Annotated in this window: 17 protein-coding genes; 6 read left to right on the top strand and 11 right to left on the bottom strand. The window is 61.5% G+C overall.

Going from position 1 to position 17,037, the window contains the following annotated elements:
• Positions 1 to 64 precede the first annotated feature (64 nt).
• From ODQ19_RS05400 to ODQ19_RS05360, 9 genes are all read right to left on the bottom strand, one after another.
• Complete coding sequence (locus tag ODQ19_RS05400; protein WP_116666917.1) at positions 65 to 1,222, bottom strand: phospholipase D-like domain-containing protein; 1,158 nt, start codon at positions 1,220 to 1,222, stop codon at positions 65 to 67.
• 1 nt (position 1,223) lies between these two features.
• Positions 1,224 to 1,805 (bottom strand): YceI family protein, encoded by a 582-nt coding sequence (locus ODQ19_RS05395; RefSeq protein ID WP_330209503.1) that lies wholly within the window; start codon positions 1,803 to 1,805, stop codon positions 1,224 to 1,226.
• 207 nt (positions 1,806 to 2,012) lie between these two features.
• On the bottom strand, positions 2,013 to 2,771 hold the full coding sequence (locus ODQ19_RS05390) for a helix-turn-helix domain-containing protein (protein WP_116666918.1): 759 nt from the start codon (positions 2,769 to 2,771) through the stop codon (positions 2,013 to 2,015).
• A gap of 64 nt (positions 2,772 to 2,835) precedes the next feature.
• On the bottom strand, positions 2,836 to 4,278 hold the full coding sequence (locus ODQ19_RS05385) for an amidase (protein ID WP_330209502.1): 1,443 nt from the start codon (positions 4,276 to 4,278) through the stop codon (positions 2,836 to 2,838).
• A complete protein-coding gene (locus ODQ19_RS05380; RefSeq protein ID WP_330209501.1) occupies positions 4,275 to 5,585 on the bottom strand; it encodes a citrate-proton symporter in 1,311 nt (436 codons plus the stop codon). The genes ODQ19_RS05385 and ODQ19_RS05380 overlap by 4 nt, the downstream gene beginning before the upstream one ends.
• 169 nt (positions 5,586 to 5,754) lie before the next feature.
• A complete protein-coding gene (locus tag ODQ19_RS05375; RefSeq protein WP_330209500.1) occupies positions 5,755 to 6,933 on the bottom strand; it encodes a M20 aminoacylase family protein in 1,179 nt (392 codons plus the stop codon).
• A 258-nt stretch (positions 6,934 to 7,191) separates the two neighbouring features.
• Positions 7,192 to 7,506 (bottom strand): amidase, encoded by a 315-nt coding sequence (locus tag ODQ19_RS05370; protein ID WP_116666922.1) that lies wholly within the window; start codon positions 7,504 to 7,506, stop codon positions 7,192 to 7,194.
• Entirely contained in the window at positions 7,503 to 8,576 is a 1,074-nt protein-coding gene (locus ODQ19_RS05365; protein WP_330209499.1) for a serine hydrolase domain-containing protein, read from the bottom strand. Before ODQ19_RS05365 ends, ODQ19_RS05370 begins: the two co-directional genes overlap by 4 nt.
• A 94-nt stretch (positions 8,577 to 8,670) precedes the next feature.
• Positions 8,671 to 9,450 carry a hypothetical protein gene (locus ODQ19_RS05360; RefSeq protein ID WP_330209498.1) on the bottom strand — a complete coding sequence of 260 codons (780 nt, stop codon included), beginning with the start codon at positions 9,448 to 9,450 and terminating at the stop codon, positions 8,671 to 8,673.
• A gap of 260 nt (positions 9,451 to 9,710) precedes the next feature.
• Here ODQ19_RS05360 and olsB point away from each other — a divergent pair, with 260 nt between their 5' ends.
• Together olsB and ODQ19_RS05350 are read left to right on the top strand one after the other, a co-directional pair.
• A complete protein-coding gene (gene olsB, locus ODQ19_RS05355; protein ID WP_003189352.1) occupies positions 9,711 to 10,466 on the top strand; it encodes an L-ornithine N(alpha)-acyltransferase in 756 nt (251 codons plus the stop codon).
• Positions 10,466 to 11,257 (top strand): lysophospholipid acyltransferase family protein, encoded by a 792-nt coding sequence (locus tag ODQ19_RS05350; protein ID WP_330209497.1) that lies wholly within the window; start codon positions 10,466 to 10,468, stop codon positions 11,255 to 11,257. The genes olsB and ODQ19_RS05350 overlap by 1 nt, the downstream gene beginning before the upstream one ends.
• A 58-nt stretch (positions 11,258 to 11,315) precedes the next feature.
• Here the strand turns inward: ODQ19_RS05350 and ODQ19_RS05345 are convergent, their stop codons facing one another.
• On the bottom strand, positions 11,316 to 11,894 hold the full coding sequence (locus ODQ19_RS05345; protein WP_330209496.1) for an acyl carrier protein phosphodiesterase: 579 nt from the start codon (positions 11,892 to 11,894) through the stop codon (positions 11,316 to 11,318).
• Positions 11,895 to 12,049: 155 nt separating this feature from the next.
• Here ODQ19_RS05345 and ODQ19_RS05340 point away from each other — a divergent pair, with 155 nt between their 5' ends.
• From ODQ19_RS05340 to ODQ19_RS05330, 3 genes are read left to right on the top strand one after another with little or no spacing between them, the layout of a single operon-like run.
• Positions 12,050 to 12,361, top strand: coding sequence for an ArsR/SmtB family transcription factor (locus ODQ19_RS05340; RefSeq protein ID WP_003189349.1), 312 nt, complete (start codon positions 12,050 to 12,052; stop codon positions 12,359 to 12,361).
• Positions 12,362 to 12,378: 17 nt separating this feature from the next.
• Entirely contained in the window at positions 12,379 to 13,545 is a 1,167-nt protein-coding gene (locus tag ODQ19_RS05335; protein ID WP_330209495.1) for an MFS transporter, read from the top strand.
• Positions 13,546 to 13,573: 28 nt separating this feature from the next.
• Entirely contained in the window at positions 13,574 to 14,629 is a 1,056-nt protein-coding gene (locus tag ODQ19_RS05330; RefSeq protein WP_330209494.1) for an alkene reductase, read from the top strand.
• A gap of 361 nt (positions 14,630 to 14,990) precedes the next feature.
• Here the strand turns inward: ODQ19_RS05330 and ODQ19_RS05325 are convergent, their stop codons facing one another.
• On the bottom strand, positions 14,991 to 15,623 hold the full coding sequence (locus ODQ19_RS05325) for a TetR family transcriptional regulator (protein WP_034125975.1): 633 nt from the start codon (positions 15,621 to 15,623) through the stop codon (positions 14,991 to 14,993).
• Between the two features lie 265 nt (positions 15,624 to 15,888).
• Here ODQ19_RS05325 and ODQ19_RS05320 point away from each other — a divergent pair, with 265 nt between their 5' ends.
• On the top strand, positions 15,889 to 17,037 hold the full coding sequence (locus ODQ19_RS05320) for an efflux RND transporter periplasmic adaptor subunit (protein ID WP_330209493.1): 1,149 nt from the start codon (positions 15,889 to 15,891) through the stop codon (positions 17,035 to 17,037).

Raw genomic sequence — 17,037 nt, 5'->3', positions numbered from 1 at the left:
GTGGAATATTCACCACCGCCATCGCAGGCAAGCCAGCTCCCACATTGGAGTTGAGGTGACCCGGCTAGCCGCGCCGATCCAGCAGATTGACCACCAGCCGGTCAATCCAGCCCCACACCCGCTGCTTCACCCGCCGCCACAACGGCCGCGCTTTCCAGGCCTCCAGGCTCACCGCCTGGCTCTGGGCAAAGTCCGCTTCGAAACTGCCCACCACCGCTGCCGTCAATTGCGGGTCCAGTGCTTCCAGGTTGGCTTCCAGGTTGAAGCGCAAATTCCAGTGGTCGAAATTGCACGAGCCAATGCTCACCCAATCGTCCACCAGCACCATCTTCAGGTGCAGGAAGCACGGCTGGTATTCGAAGATCTGCACTCCTGAACGCAGCAGGCGCGGGTAATAACGGTGCCCGGCGTAACGCACCGACGGGTGATCAGTGCGCGGGCCGGTGAGCAACAGACGCACGTCCACACCGCGCCCAGCCGCCCGGCGCAAGGCGCGACGCACGCTCCAGGTTGGCAGGAAGTACGGGGTCGCCAGCCAAATACGCCCCTTGCTACTGTTCAAGGCGCGAATCAATGATTGCAGAATGTCGCGGTGCTGACGCGCATCGGCATACGCCACGCGGCCCAGCCCCGGCCCGGTGGCGGGCACCTTGGGCAGGCGAGGCAAACCAAAGTGGGTCGCCGGTTTCCATTCTCGGCGCGCGGCGTTAGCGTGCCATTGCCTGTCGAACAGGGCCTGCCAGTCCAGCACCAGCGGGCCGCTGATCTGCACCATCACTTCATGCCAGTCGGCGGTGTCTTGCCCCGGCGTCCAGAACTCGTCGGTGACACCGGTGCCGCCGACCACCGCAATGCGCTGGTCGATCAGCAGCAGCTTGCGATGGTCGCGATACAGGTTGCGCATCCAGCGCCGCCAATTCAGGCGGTTGTAAAAGCGCAGCGTCACGCCGGCGTCGGTCAAGCGCTTGCGCAGCCCCAGGGTAAACGCCAGGCTGCCGTAATCGTCGAACAGGCAACGCACCTGCACGCCGCGTTCGGCAGCCAGCACCAGTGCCTGCACCATGGCTTCGGCGCAGGCACCGGCTTCGACCAGGTACAACTCAAGGTCAACCTGCTGCTCGGCCCGGGCGATGCCCACCAGCATCTGCGGGAAGAAATTCGGCCCGTCGATCAGCAATTCGAACTGATTGGCGCTGCGCCACGGGAACACCGCGCCGCTCATGTCAGCGCGCCGTGAAGATCAGCACCGCACCCACCGGCACCGACAAACTGATCGACTTGAGCCCCGCCGCCTTGCGCAATGCGGCTATACCCGGCGCCAGGTCAAAATCCTCGGCATGCATTACCACAGGCTCCAGGGTCACCACTTGGAAGCGTCGATCATCCAAGCGCGTGGCCAGCAGTTCGGCGCTGTAGGTCTGGGTCTTGCCGTGCAGCGTGACGCTCAAGGGCAAGCGCAATTCCAACTGCGCGCCGGACGCCAGGTCATTGATGGGCTGCAGATTGATTTGCGCGCTGATCTGCGCTTCGGGGAAGGTCTTGATCTCGAACAGCGCTTTACGCATGCGCTCGTCGCGCAGCGGGATGCCGCTGTTGATCGACTCCAGCTCCACTTCCAGCTGAGCCGCGCCCTTGGCGTCGACCTTGCCATGCAATACCAGGAAGCGCTGGACTTCAGCCACTTCGGTGTTTTTGGTGGTGACGAAGGACAGGCGTGAGGATTCGTTATCCAGGTACCAGTCGGCGTGGGCGGGCACGGCGGCACAGGTCAGCAGCGCGAAGACCAGAGGTTTGACATTGAACATAAAGACTCATGGGGCAAAAAACCTGGGCGAACCTTAAGCGCAATCTCACAACCGGCGCAAATTCAATGTGGGGATTGCTGTGGCGAGGGAGTTTGCTCCCGTTCGACAGCGCAGCTGGAGCCGGCTTTTTTGGGGGCGCTACGCACCCCAGCGGGAGCAAGCTCCCTCGCCACAACAAGCAAGCTCCCACAGGGTTTTGCGGTGTTTTTAATCCAGCGTTCGCTGCACTTCGCACACCGCCTGTTCAAGGCTGCCCATATGCAAATTCAACACCCGCTCCACCGGCGCCTGATGCATCGGCCAATGCAATGCCATGCTCCCCACCAGGCGGCCATTGGCGCGCACCGGCAAGGCCACCGCCCGGATCAGGAACGGCAAACGCACCGGATATTCCCAATAGCCCTCGGTACGCTGGCCGAAGCCCTGGTGCTGGGATTGCTCGCATGCGCGATAGTGCTCGTCTGCCGCCACATGATTGCGGCCTGCCAGGCGCTGTACTTCTTCAGCCGGTAATTGCGTCAGGCAAGCCTTGCCCATCGCCGAGTGAAACAGGCTGGCGTACTGGCCGACGATCTGGCAGTTATTCGGATACAGCTTGCGCAACACGCTGGGAATCGCGCTCTCCATGACCTCCAGGCGCTCGCCATCGAAGCACGACAAGTCCACCACCAGCCCGGTGCGCTCGCTGAGCTCCAATAACCAGGGGGCGGCGCTCTCCACCACCTGGCGCTTGAAGCGTTGCTGGGTATCGCCGAACAAGCGCCGGGCACGCAGGCGGTAACGTCGATCACTCAGGCCCCGATAGACCCAACCCTGTTCCTGCAAGGTCAGCAACATGCGCGACACCGTGGCCTTTGGCAGGCGCGTGAGGTAGTGCAACTCTTCCAGCCCCAGGGCCTGGTGCTCGCCCAGCAACTCGACGATTGCCAGAGCGCGCTCAACCGAGCGTACGGTGCCTGTCTCCATGTTCGATCTCCCTGTTGCCGGTGGATGATCTTTTTTCACAGCAAGATACAGGCCCGGTCAGCGCTCAGCGGGTCGTTGCAAGACACGCCGGTGGCCGGCGTTGTACCCATTGGGTCAGTTGCTCATGGGCGTAGGCCAATTGCAGCACGGCCCTGTCGGCCTGGGCCGGGCCAATGATTTGCAGGCCCATGGGCAAGCCCTGGGGGTTGAAGCCCACCGGAATGCTCATGCTCGGCAAACCGGCGAGGGTCGGGCCGATCACCACCTCCATCCAACGGTGATAAGTGTCCATTTCACGCCCGCCGACGAGGCGCGGCCAAGCCTGTTGTGCATCGAAAGGGAACACCTGGGCAGTGGGCAACAGCAGGAAATCGTAACGTTCGAACAGCTTGGCCAGGGCGCGGTACCACTCACTGCGGTCCACCGACGCCTGGTACACCTGTTGGGCACTCAAGCCCTGGCCGCCCTCCACTTCCCATTGGGCCTCGGGCTTGAGCAGTGCGCGTTTTTGCGGGTTAGCGTAGGCCGCGCCGAGGTTGCCGTGCACCAGCCAATGGCGGTGCACCAGCCAGCAACGCCACAGGCGCGCCATGGAAAAGTCCGGTTGGCAGCTGTGCACTTCACAGCCCAGCCTGGCGAAATCATCCAGCGCCGCTTCGCACAGGCTCATCACGCCATCATCCATCGGCAGATAACCGTTGTAGTCCCCCAGCCAACCGAGGCGCACACCCTTGAAGTCGCGCTGCAACGGCTGGCCCAGCACCGCCGGATCGGCCTGGGATGACAGAGGCGTGCGGGGGTCGTAACCGGCCTGGATGCTCAGCAACCGCGCCACATCCGTCACGCTGCGCCCCATCGGGCCTTCGGTGCCCAGTTGCTGCACGAACAACTCCGGCATCGGCCCGTGGGGCACCCGCCCTTGGGAGGGGCGCAAGCCGAACACGTTGTTGAACGCCGCCGGGTTGCGCAGCGAGCCCATCATGTCGCTGCCGTCGGCCACCGGCAGCATGCGTAGCGCCAGGGCCACGGCTGCCCCGCCACTGCTGCCGCCAGCTGCTAAGTGCGGGTCATAGGCATTGCCGGTGGTACCGAACAGCGTGTTGTAGGTGTGGGAGCCCAGGCCGAACTCCGGCACGTTGGTCTTGCCGATGATGATCGCGCCACTGGCCCGCACCCGCGCCACGCTGATGGCGTCTTCGCCCGGCACGTGTTCGGCGAACAACGGCGAGCCCAGGGTGGTACGCAAGCCCCGGGTGGCCGCCAGGTCCTTGATGGCCTGGGGCATGCCATGCATCCAGCCACGGGAGTGGCCCTGGTCCAACTCACGATCGCAGGCCCTCGCCTCGGCCAGCACGGCCTCGCTGTCGCGCAGTGACACCAGCGCATTCACGCCAGGATTAAAGCGCTGGATCTGCGCCAGGTACGCCTGCATCACCTCTTCGCACGACACCTGCCGCCCATGAATGGCCCGCGACAGCTCAGTGGCATCCCAATCAACAATACTCAAGGCTTCACCTCTCTGGAAAACGGCAGCGGCTTGCTCGCCCGGGGTGCCTCGCGCATGCAGTAAGTGCCCAGCAGCGTCAGCACGCACGCAAACAATACATAAAACGAGGGCGCCACCGGCGTGCCCAGCACCTTGGTCAGCCAGGTCACGATCAACGGCGCGAAACCACCGAACACCATCACGGCCACGTTATAGGCCACCGACACGCCGGTCGAGCGCACCTCGATAGGGAACTGCTCGGCCAATGCCGTCGGCGCTGGCCCGAAGAACCCGCCAATCGCCGTGCACAACATCACCTGCATCACCAGCAGGCGCTCGATGGACGGCGCGGCGGCCACCCACACATACAAGGGGTAGACCATCACGAAGAACGCCAGGGTGAAGGCCATCAACACCGGTCGCCGTCCCAGCCGATCCGAGAGCAGGCCGGACAACGGAATCACTACGGTCATCAGCGCCACCGCAAACATCTGCACCATCAGCACCTGATCCAGCGGCAGGCCAAGGTTCTTGTGAGCGAAGGTCGGCATGTTCACCAGCACCACATAAAACGACACCGTCGCGCCGCAGGCCAGCCCCATCGATACCAGGATACTGCGCCGATGCTCACGCAGCACTTGCATGAGGCTCGGCGCCGGGCCGGTGGCCTGCTTGCGCGCCTCGATGAATTCTTCCGGGTCTTCCATGTGCCGACGAATCCACAACCCCACCGGGCCGATCAACAAGCCCAGCACAAACGGCAGGCGCCAGCCCCACAGGTCGAGGGTTTCGGGCGAAAAGAAATGCGTGACCAACGCCACCATCGCCGCCCCACCGAACACCGCCAGGCACTGCCCCACCAATTGCCAGGAGCCATACAAGCCCTTGCGATGGGCCGGTGCGCTCTCTACCAAAAATGCCGTGGCACTCGCGTACTCACCGCCGGTAGCAAAACCCTGGAGCATGCGCGCCACTACGATCAACAACGGCGCGCCCATGCCGATGGCGGCGTAGTTCGGCGCGAAGGCGATCAGCGCGATGGACACGGTCATCAGCCGGATAATCAACTGCATCGCCGCCTTGCGGCCTTTGCGGTCGGCGTAGATGCCCAGCAAGATGCCGCCCACCGGGCGCATGAAAAAGCCCACGCCGAAGGTCGCCAGCGCCATCAGCAGCGAGGCGTATTCGTCCTCCGAGGGGAAGAACTGCCGGGCGATGATGCTAGCCAGGAAACCGTAAACGATGAAGTCATACCATTCCAACGCGTTGCCGATCACCGCCGCCACCACTTGGCGGGTGCGTGAAACACCAGGTTTTGCAGTCTGCATGAGGAACACTCCATTCAACCGATCAGGGAAAGGGTCCAGCGGCAGAAAAAGGCGTTGCTGTAGGAGCGAGCTTGCTCGCGAAAAACGCGCAGGCGACACGGGCTACCTGAAAGCGCTGCGTCAGCGTTAACGACTTTCGCGAGCAAGCTCGCTCCTACAAGGGTTCGGGTTATCCGGCCGGCTTGAGCCAGCTCTCGGCCAGCGCCCCCCAATAGGCGGCGCCGGTCAGCAGGATGTCGTCGTTGAAGTCATAGGCGGGGTTGTGCACCATCGGCCGCGACACGCCGTTGCCGATGAACAGGTAACTGCCGGGGCAGCGTTGCAGCATCCAGGCGAAGTCTTCGCTGCCCATCAGCGTGCGGGTGTTGCCATCCACGGCGTCGGCACCGAGCAAGGCCACGCCGACCTGGCGGGCGAATTCGGTTTCTTCGGCGTGGTTGACCAGCACCGGGTAGGCCGGGCGGTGTTCGATCTGCACGGTGCAGCCGAAGCTGGCGGCCTGGGTCTGGATGATCGCGTTGACCCGTTCCAACATCTGTTCGCGTACCTTGGGGTTAAGTGCGCGCAGGCTCAGGCGCAGCAGGGCTTGCTGGGGAATCACATTGGCAGCTTGCCCTGCTTGAAGGGCGCCGACCGTGACGACAGCGGCTTCCTGGGTGTCGATATTGCGCGCCACCACCGTTTGCAAGGCCATGACCATACTGGCGGCAGCCACCAGCGGATCGACGGTAAGGTGCGGCATGGAGCCATGGCCACCGACGCCTTCGAGGGTCACGGTGAGCAGGTCCTGGGAGGCCATCATCGGCCCCACTCTCAAGCCCAGATGCCCAGCCGGCAAGCCCGGCATATTGTGCATGCCGAACAGCCCATCGCAGGGGAAGCGCTCCAGCAAACCGTCAGCCAGCATCGCCTCGGCACCGCCCTGGCCTTCTTCGGCGGGTTGGAAAATCAGATTCAGCGTGCCGTCCAATTGCCGCGTCGCCGCCAGGTAGCGAGCAGCGCCAAGCAACATCGTAGTGTGGCCGTCATGCCCGCAAGCGTGCATGCAGCCGGCATGCTGGCTGGTATAGGCCGCGCCGGTGTTTTCAATGATGGGCAAGGCGTCCATGTCGGCGCGAATCCCCAACGTGCGCGTGCTGTTGCCATTGCGCAACACGCCGACTACACCGGTCTTGCCGATGCCGGTGTGCACCTCGTAACCCCACTCCTTGAGTGACTGTGCGACCAGCGCTGAGGTGCGGTTTTCTTCAAAGCCGAGTTCGGGATGGGCGTGGATATCGTGACGCACAGCGTGCAAGTCGCTGGCAACGTCGCTGAGCCAATCCAGGATGTGCTGGTGCGGGCGCATGGTGATTCTCCTCACAGGCGGGTGGTCCCGTTCTTGTTGGCGACACATCGACAGCTAAGCGCGATGTGCGCGTGAGGACAATCAAAGGTGGTTCCACCCTGTGGAACCTCAGGGCCGGTTCTTTTTCCGAGAACCCACGCAGATAATCTAAATGTGGGAGCTGGCTTGCCTGCGATGACGGCGGCACAGGCACCAGTGATGTTGGCTGACCTGACGCTATCGCAGGCAAGCCAGCTCCCACAGGGGAATTTGGGTGTGTCAGGGGTTGAGGCGGCAGCCTTGACGGTCGCCCAACCACCGCGCCGTGTGCGTGCGCCCTAAACCGCTGGCCGTGACTTCACTGCGTTCCGGCGAGTCGGTGAACGCGCTGGTCGGCACGTACTGCTTCACATACCCGAGGCAATAGTCCGCCGGATTGTTCGCCACATACCGGCACGAGCAGTACTCCTTGGCCGTATAAGCCGCGATGATGTCGGGGAAGGCTTGCAGGTTGACGCGCTCGTGCCAGACCCAGCCCGACAGTGCAAAGACCAACACCAGTAAAACGCTGATGAACGGATGACGACGAATCATGAGCGCACCGCCGCCAGCACGCGTTTGAGCAGTTCGTTATGCCGGTAACTGCCATCCCGATCATCTCCGTAGCGCACGATCACCAGGTGTTCATCGGGCAGCACAAACAGTGCCTGGCCCCAGTGCCCCAGCGCAGCGAAGGTGTCGGCCGGCGCGTCGGGCCAGGGTTGGGGCGTACCCTTGTTGAGCCACCAGTGGCCGCCCGGTACCGCTTCATCCTGGCCCGCCTGGTATTTATCGAAAGGCCGCCGATTGAAAGCCACCCACTCTTGGGGCAGCAACTGTTGCTCGCCCCAACGCCCCTCCCGTGCCATCAGCAGCCCGACCCGCGCCAGATCGCGAGCAGTGAGGTAGGCGTAGGACGAGGCGACAAAGGTTTCGTCAGCATCGGTTTCCCACGTCGCGTTGCGAATGCCCAACGGCTTGAACAGGGCATCCCATGGATAGCTCATGTACGCCTTGTGGCCTAGCATCCCTTTAAGCGCAGCAGACAGAATATTGCTGTCGCCACTTGAATAGCGGAACGCCTGGCCGGGTTCGGCGGTAGCCTCGTTATAGGCGGCAAATTGCGCCATATCGCCACGCCCACGGGTGTAGAGCATTGCCACGACAGAAGACTTCAATGGGGCGTATTCATAGTCTTCCTGCCAGTCCAGCCCCGATGCCCAGTGCAACAGGTCGGCCATGGTCACGTTGGGGTGCTGTTTCATCGGCGGGTAAAAGCGTGCGGCAGGGTCGGTGAGTTTGAAGCGGCCTTCACCGTAGGCCACACCAAGCACGGTAGCCATCAGGCTTTTGCTCACCGACCACGTCAGGTGTGGTGTGCTGGCAGTAGTGGGCGCGGCGTAACGTTCATAGATGATTACACCGTCACGAATAACCAGCAGCGCATCGGTGCGGATACCTTGGCGCGTTTCATCATTGCGCTGTGCAAAAGCATATTCTTCCAACGCTTTGACAGCAGGGCCCGTCAATTGCGAACCTGAGGACCACTCTTTCGCCGGCCATTCCTCGGCGCAGGCATTCGCGGTTAAAACCAGCAAGCCAGCGCACAACAAACGTTTGACCATAAAGAATCACTCAGCGCATTAAAGCCTGCCAGCCTAGCTGAGACAAATGACGGTTTGCCGACGCCACCACCTCATCGCTCACCTTAACGCCTGCTTACTGCCCAGCATTTTTTTTGAACCCATAGGCCTCGTAAACCTCGGCTCCCGTAGGTGTCGGCCCACCCTGCTTACCCCAGCGCTCCTCGTTTCCATCAACAGAAACCGAAGTATGGCTACCGGCTTGAAATACGCCCAGGCGCCCTCCCGCCAGTTCTTCGCAAGGAAGCTGCTCGACCTGCTCCCATAAACCCAACCGTTTGAAGGCGTACTCAAGGCTGGTGCTATCGTTCAAGATATCCAGCGCTCGAGCGTAGTCTCCCGGCCCGGTGGCATGGCTTTGCTCCTGAAAACGCTTCGCCGCAACCGCCACCATAAAGTTGGCATAGATGGCTGTCTGGATATTCTGGCACTTGAGCTTTGCCGCCTCAGCCGCCTGTTTCAGCTCGCCCTTGCTCAGCGAAGTGGTTTCGCCATTTCTCAGGGTTATCTGATAACCATCAGGGGTTTCACGTACGTCTTTGAAAACATCGGTAGGCTTTTCGCCGAACTGCATCATTGCCATTTTGATCACCGCCACGATGCCGCAGTTATTGGCATTCCACTGACTGAATCCGCCCCAGATGTTCTCCGGCTTTTGTCCTGGGTGGGCGTTTTCCGGCTTGTACTGGTAATGAGGAGAGGCCCGCAGGTTACGCTGGACACCTATCGTACGCCCATACGTGCGCCCGTCCTTGCTGCGAACCCCGGTGAAACCTTCGATAGGCCACTCATCCGAGGCGGCTGCGGGCCGGTACCATCCAGTGATCGACTCTGAGCTTGTAGACGAAACAGGCATGCTTATTCCCTATAGTGACTGAATCTCAATATTCGACTTGCCTGTCTTTGTGGCCCAAACCGTAAGCTGGTTCCACTATGCCTATACGACATGACCATATGCTGCCTAGGAATAATTCCACTGCATTGTCTCCCCCGACCCCACTGGCCTGTCATCCAACCGTCACCGTAACTTCATGGAGCTGACACCGAGGCTACATAGCCTGACTTTGGACAACAAAGTCGACTGGCCGCAACCTGGCCGGCACCCGGAGACTCGCTATGACTCAGATCGCCCGCATCAGCGACAAAGGCAATGAACGCCGTCTGCAAGCCGAACGCCTGGTAGGCGCACAGGCATTGCAGGAAGCCCAGGCCCTGCGGTTCAACGTGTTCAGCGGCGAGTTCAACGCCAAGCTGAAAGGCGCGGAACTGGGTCTGGACATGGATGACTATGATGTTCACTGCAGCCATATCGGCGTGCGGGATTTGAACAGCGGTCGACTCGTCGCCACCACCCGTCTGCTCGACCACCAGGCCGCCAGCACCTTGGGCCGGTTCTACAGTGAAGAAGAATTCAGCCTGCATGGCCTGCTGCACTTGCAGGGCCCGATCCTGGAGATTGGCCGCACCTGCGTCGACCCGGCCTACCGCAATGGCGGAACCATCGCGGTGCTCTGGGGCGAGTTGGCCGAAGTGCTCAACCAGGGTGGCTACAGCTACCTGATGGGCTGCGCGAGCATCCCGATGCACGATGGCGGCATCCAGGCCCACGCGATCATGCAGCGCTTGCGCGAGCGCTACCTGTGTAACGAACACCTGCGCGCCGAACCGAAAAAACCGCTGCCGGCCCTGGACTTGCCGTCCAACGTCATCGCCGAAATGCCGCCGCTGCTCAAGGCCTACATGCGCCTGGGCGCGAAGATCTGCGGCGAGCCGTGCTGGGATGAAGACTTCCAGGTGGCCGATGTGTTTATCCTGCTCAAGCGCGACGAGTTGTGCCCGCGTTATGCGCGCCACTTCAAGGCGGCCATGTGATGAACCGCCTGCGCATTTACGGGCGCATCGCCCGCGTGCTGTTGGTGGTGGGGCTGGGGTTGAGCATGGCCAGTGTGTTCGGCCTGTTCGAGCGCCTGGGCGTGGCTAACTCGATGGTGCGGCGCCAGCGTTGGTCGCGCTTCTTTATGGCGCGACTGACCAACGCCCTGCCCTTTCACGTGACGGTGCATGGCGAGTTGCCGCCAACGCCGATGCTGTGGGTGAGCAATCATGTGTCCTGGACGGATATCCCGTTGCTGGGCATGGTGGCGCCGATGTCGTTTTTGTCCAAGGCCGAAGTACGTACCTGGCCGGTGGCGGGCTGGCTGGCGGCCAAGGCTGGCAGCCTGTTTATTCGTCGCGGTTCAGGTGACAGCCAACTGATCCGCAAGCAGATGACCCGTCATCTGGAGCAACAGCACCCCTTGCTGATGTTCCCCGAAGGCACCACCACCGACGGTCGCGGCCTGCGCACGTTCCACGGGCGCTTGCTGGCCAGCGCGATCGATGCGGATGTGTCACTGCAGCCGGTGGCGATTCGGTATCTGCGCGACGGCCAAGTCGACCCGCTGGCGCCCTTCATTGGCGATGATGATTTGCTCTCGCACCTGATGCGCTTGTTTTCCAATGACCGCGGCGATGTGGAGATTCACGTGCTCAAGCCGATTGCCTGTGCTGGGCAGGAACGTGCGGCGTTGGCGTATCAGGCACAGCAGGCGGTGCAGAAGGCATTGTTTGGGTCGGTGCCGGAAGCTGAGCACGTGGCAGCTCGGCCTGCATTCGCAGCCTGAAGCAATGTGAACACAATCCAAATGTGGGAGCTGGCAAGCCAGCTCCCACATTCAGATCTCATGTAGTCAGATGAGATTGTGCAAATTTCTGCAACTCTGGGTAGAACAGTCGAAAGTCTTCACTCAACGGCTCATACAAAACCCGCAATTCCTGCATCGCATACCCCAACTCCTCAGGCTGCGTCAGCCGCCGCGAAATCCCGCGCAACACCTGCTCCATCACCGCAAACTCGCGGTACGAGCCCAACCAATCATCCGCTGCCATATACGGCGCAATCTGCGCCAGCCGCCCCGGCAACGCGGGTTCAGCCGCCAACACCCGGTACACCTGCGATGTGAAACGCTCCAGGGGTTGGTCGGCATACAGCGCCCAATCCCGCGCCAGGCAATGGTCAAAAAACACATCGAGGACGATCCCGGCATAGCGCCTGCGGGTCTGGCTGAAGCGTGACAACGCCTCGCCCACCAACGGGTGGCTGTCGGTAAAGCGGTCGATGGAGCGATGCAACTGGATCGCCGCTTCGATTTGCGGGCTGAACTGGCCCTGCAGGCGGCCTTTGACGAAGTCGCCATAGAGGCTGCCCAGCAATTGCGCAGGAAGTTGGCCGCCCAGGTGCAGATGTGCGAGATAATTCATGCCGCGCAGTCTACCACTGCCACTCTCATATCGTTATAACCCGATATACCGATTCGTCTTGGCCTCAGATCAAAATCATATTGGTGTATCGGGATATTACGATTTAAAGTTCGCCTTATCGCGATATAACGCTTTACGACACCGAGCACCCTGCCATGTCCATCGACCTCGACGAAATAATAAAAGCCCTGGCGCACCCAGTACGACGAGACATCCTCACCTGGCTCAAAGACCCGAAAGTGCAGTTCCCCGAGCAATTGCACAACCACGAATACGGCATCTGCGCCGGACAGATCGACCAGCGCTGCGGCTTATCCCAGTCGACCGTGTCGGCGCACCTGGCCACCTTGCAACGGGCGGGGTTGATCAGCAGCCAGAAGGCCGGGCAATGGCACTTTTTCAAACGCAACGAGGAGGTGATCCAAGCCTTCCTCACCGCGCTCATCACCGAACTCAGCGCACCGTAATCACCAAGGACACACACATGCCCCTCTCGCTACTCATACTGGCCCTGAGCGCCTTCGCCATCGGCACCACCGAGTTCGTCATCATGGGCTTGCTGCCCGATGTGGCGGCGGACCTGGGTGTGTCGATTCCCGGCGCCGGTTGGCTGGTCACCGGTTACGCCCTGGGCGTGGCCATCGGCGCACCGTTCATGGCACTGGCCACCGCCAGGCTGCCACGCAAGGCGGCGCTGGTAGCGTTGATGGGTATTTTCATTATCGGCAACCTGCTGTGCGCCCTGGCAAGCGACTACAACGTGCTGATGTTTGCCCGTGTGGTCACAGCGTTGTGCCACGGTGCCTTCTTCGGGATTGGCTCGGTGGTGGCGGCCAACCTGGTGCCGGCCAACAAACGTGCGTCGGCGGTGGCGCTGATGTTCACCGGGTTGACCCTGGCCAACGTGCTGGGCGTGCCTCTGGGTACGGCGCTGGGCCAGGAAGCCGGCTGGCGCTCGACCTTCTGGGCTGTGACCGTGATTGGCGTGATCGCCTTGATCGGCCTTATTCGCTTCCTGCCCGCCCAGCGTGACGAAGAAAAACTCGACATGCGTGCCGAACTGGCCGCCCTCAAGGGCGCCGGTATCTGGTTGTCACTGAGCATGACTGCGCTGTTTGCCGCGTCCATGTTTACCCTCTTTACCTATGTCGCGCCGCTGCTGGGCGATGTCACTGGCGTGTCGCCCAAAGGCGTGACCTGGACCCTGCTGCTGATTGGCCTGGGCCTCACCGTGGGCAACATCATCGGCGGCAAACTGGCGGACAAGCGCCTGGCGGCCACCCTGATCGGCGTGTTCATCAGCATGGCGGTGGTTTCCACGGTGCTGAGCTGGACCAGCGTCGCGGTGATACCGACTGAAGTCACCCTGTTCCTGTGGGCCACCGCCTCGTTCGCCGCCGTGCCGGCGCTGCAAATCAACGTGGTGACCTTCGGCAAGGCCGCACCGAACCTGGTGTCCACCTTGAACATCGGCGCCTTCAACATTGGCAACGCCCTCGGCGCCTGGGTCGGCGGCAGCGTGATTGCCCACGGTTTCGGCCTGACCAGCGTGCCACTGGCCGCCGCGGCGCTGGCCATCCTCGCGCTGCTGGTGACCCTGATCACTTTCCGTCAGGGCGCCAATGCCGACCTGGCCCCCGCGACCCACTGATCAACTTAAAAGAGAAGGTGTTTTTTCCATGACGACTATTTTCGATCCGATCACACTGGGCGACGTGCAGCTGTCGAACCGCATCATCATGGCGCCGCTGACCCGCTGCCGCGCAGACGCCGGACGCGTGCCCAACGCGCTGATGGCCGAGTACTACGTGCAACGCGCCTCCGCGGGGCTGATCCTCAGCGAAGCCACCTCCGTGACGCCCATGGGCGTGGGCTACCCGGACACCCCCGGCATCTGGTCCAACGATCAGGTGCGCGGCTGGGCCAACATCACCAAGGCCGTGCATGGCGCGGGTGGCAAGATCTTCCTGCAGTTGTGGCATGTGGGCCGCATCTCCCACGCGTCCTACCTGAACGGCGAAACCCCGGTGGCCCCGAGCGCGGTCCAGGCTAAAGGCCACGTCAGCCTGGTACGCCCACTGGCCGACTACCCAACCCCGCGCGCCCTGGAAACCGCTGAAATCGCCGACATCGTCGACGCTTACCGCACCGGTGCCGAGAACGCCAAGGCCGCCGGTTTCGACGGCGTGGAAATCCACGGCGCCAACGGCTACCTGCTTGACCAGTTCCTGCAGAGCAGCACCAACCAGCGCACCGACCAGTACGGCGGCTCTTTGGAAAACCGTGCGCGCCTGTTACTGGAAGTCACTGACGCCGCCATTGAAGTCTGGGGCGCCGGCCGCGTGGGCGTGCACCTGGCACCGCGTGCTGACGCGCATGACATGGGTGACGACAACCTCGCCGAGACCTTCACCTACGTCGCCAGCGAACTGGGCAAGCGCGGTATCGCCTTCATCTGCTCCCGTGAAAAAGAAGGCGCAGACAGCCTTGGCCCACAGCTGAAAAAAGCCTTCGGCGGCGCGTACATCGCCAACGAACGCTTCACCAAAGACAGCGCCAATGCCTGGCTGGCGGCGGGCAAGGCGGATGCAGTGGCCTTCGGTATTCCTTTCATCGCCAACCCGGACCTGCCGGCACGACTTAAGGCTGATGCGCCGTTGAACGAGCCGCACTCGGAAACCTTCTATGGCAAAGGCCCGGTGGGCTACATCGACTACCCGACGCTGCCGATCTAACGTAACCCGCAAACCAATGTGGGAGGCGGCTTCCCCAATACTGTAGGAGCGAGCTTGCTCGCGAAAACCGTTAACGATAACGCGTGCGTCCTGAAAAACGCGGCGCCTGTCAGTTTTTCGCGAGCAAGCTCGCTCCTACAGTATCAAGGGCAAGTCCCCTCCCATATTTGTGCCTGTATGTAGCCCCTTGGAAACATCGCTTCACAGAACGGCAACAATATCGCTACAAAATACTTAGCCGGCTACCTATCAACCGCCCGCCATGCCGTATATAAAGTCACCCCACAAATCAGGCAGAAGGACGATTGACCGTCCTTAGGCTTTACTGTTGACACAACGGGTTGCAATTACGCATTTTGTTTCAATTGCGCAGGCTGGGGCTCAGGCGCAGCATGTCCAGCCCTATGTCAGCCCAGCGCTCGGCGTCTTGGTGCAGTTCAAAGCTATCGGGGACCAGCAGCCACTGGCCGATCAACCCGTGGATGAAGGCATGTATGCAGACAGCCCCACGGGTGGTGTCGAGATTTTCAGGCAGTTGCCCGCGATGGACCGCGTTACGCAACGTCAGGCTGATACGCAGGTTGCATTCCAGGCTGTGGGTCTGGCGCTGGCGGCGCATGTCGCACATTTCATCGGTGAACTCGCACTTATGAAACAGAATCTCGTTGATACGCCGGGTTTTCGGGTCCAGGGCCACTTCATGGTAAAGATGAATCAACAGCTTGCGCATACAGCCCAGCGGGTCGACTTCATCCTCGCTTTCACTCGCCCGGGCCAATTCGTCCAGAGGTTCGTGCAGCGTATCGAGCAGAGCCTGGAGCAAATCGGACTTATTGCTGAAATGCCAATAGATAGCCCCACGCGTCACGCCCGCCAACGCGGCGATGTCCGCCAGGGTGGTCCGCGCTACGCCACGCTCATAAAAGGCTTGCTCGGCGGCTTGGAGAATCTGGCTGCGCGTTTCCTGAGCTTCCTCTTTGGTGCGACGAACCATGGCAATAAAACCTCAATCGGGACACTGTGGACGGTACTTGACCGTCATCTGAATAATTGTGGGACGACGCCGTCATGGGCGCCGAACGTACTAGAATCGAGGCTTGCGGCGGTGCTTTGTCAACATTGCGCGAAGCCTGTCAAGAGTTTACAAACAACCATGAACGTAAGTATATTGCGTAGCAAGCTACTTATCCACTCATGGCTTGTTTTTTACCCTTCCACACTTCTTGTGCGCACTCTGCGCGCCTGACCCGAGGATCTTCATGCAACTTAAGCCAGCTGTTACCGCTCTGGTCACTGCCGTCGCCCTGGCATCGCTGCTCAGCGGATGTAAAAAGGAAGAAGCGGCACCGCCCGCTCAAACCCCTCAGGTCGGCGTGGTCACCATTCAACCGCAAGCCTATACCCTGACCACCGAGCTGCCAGGCCGCACCACGGCCTTCCGCATTGCGGAAGTTCGTCCGCAGGTCAACGGCATCATTCTCAAGCGCCTGTTCAAGGAAGGCGCCGACGTGAAGGAAGGGCAACAGCTCTACCAGATCGACCCGTCGGTGTATGAGGCCACGCTCAAAAGCGCGCAAGCCAGCCTGACCCAGACCAAGTCCATCACCGATCGCTACAAGCAATTGGTCGAGGAGCAAGCCGTCAGCCGTCAGGAATACGACACTGCCGTCGCCAACCGCATGACCTCCGAAGCAAACGTTCAAACCGCCCAGATCAACGTGCGCTACACCAAGGTGTACGCGCCGATCTCCGGGCGTATTGGCCGTTCTTCGGTAACCGAAGGTGCACTGGTCAGCAATGGCCAGGCCGACGCCATGGCGGTGATCCAGCAACTGGACCCGATCTACGTCGACGTCACGCAATCTTCGGCTGAAATGCTCAAGCTGCGTCGCGACCTGGCCAGTGGCCAACTGGAAAAAGCCGGCGAAAACGCTGCCAAGGTCAAGCTGACCCTGGAAGACGGCACGGCCTACGCCCAGGACGGCAAGCTCGAGTTCTCCGAAGTGTCGGTTGACCAGACCACCGGTTCCGTGACCCTGCGCGCCGTGTTCCCCAACCCTGACCACGTGCTGCTGCCGGGCATGTTCGTGCACGCCCAGTTGCTGGCCGGCGTGAACAGCAAGGCCATCCTGGCCCCGCAACAAGGTGTGACCCGTGACCTGCGCGGCATTCCGACGGCGCTGATCGTGAACAAGGACAACAAGGTCGAGCAACGCGAACTGGTTGCCAACCGTACCGCCGGTGCCTACTGGCTGGTGGAAAAAGGCCTCAATGCCGGTGACCGCGTCATCACCGAAGGCTTGCAGTACGTCAAGCCAGGCGCCGAGGTGAAGGTCACGGAAGCCTCCAACGCTAAACCCGCCGGTACTGCTGCAGCGCCTGCTGCCGCTGCTGGTCAAGGGGAGTAA

The sequence above is a fragment of the Pseudomonas sp. AM4(2022) genome, from assembly GCF_036346515.1.
GTDB classification, from domain to species: domain Bacteria; phylum Pseudomonadota; class Gammaproteobacteria; order Pseudomonadales; family Pseudomonadaceae; genus Aquipseudomonas; species Aquipseudomonas paracarnis.
Note: the sequence above shows the minus strand (reverse complement) of the source record. Positions and strands in the feature narration are given on the sequence as shown.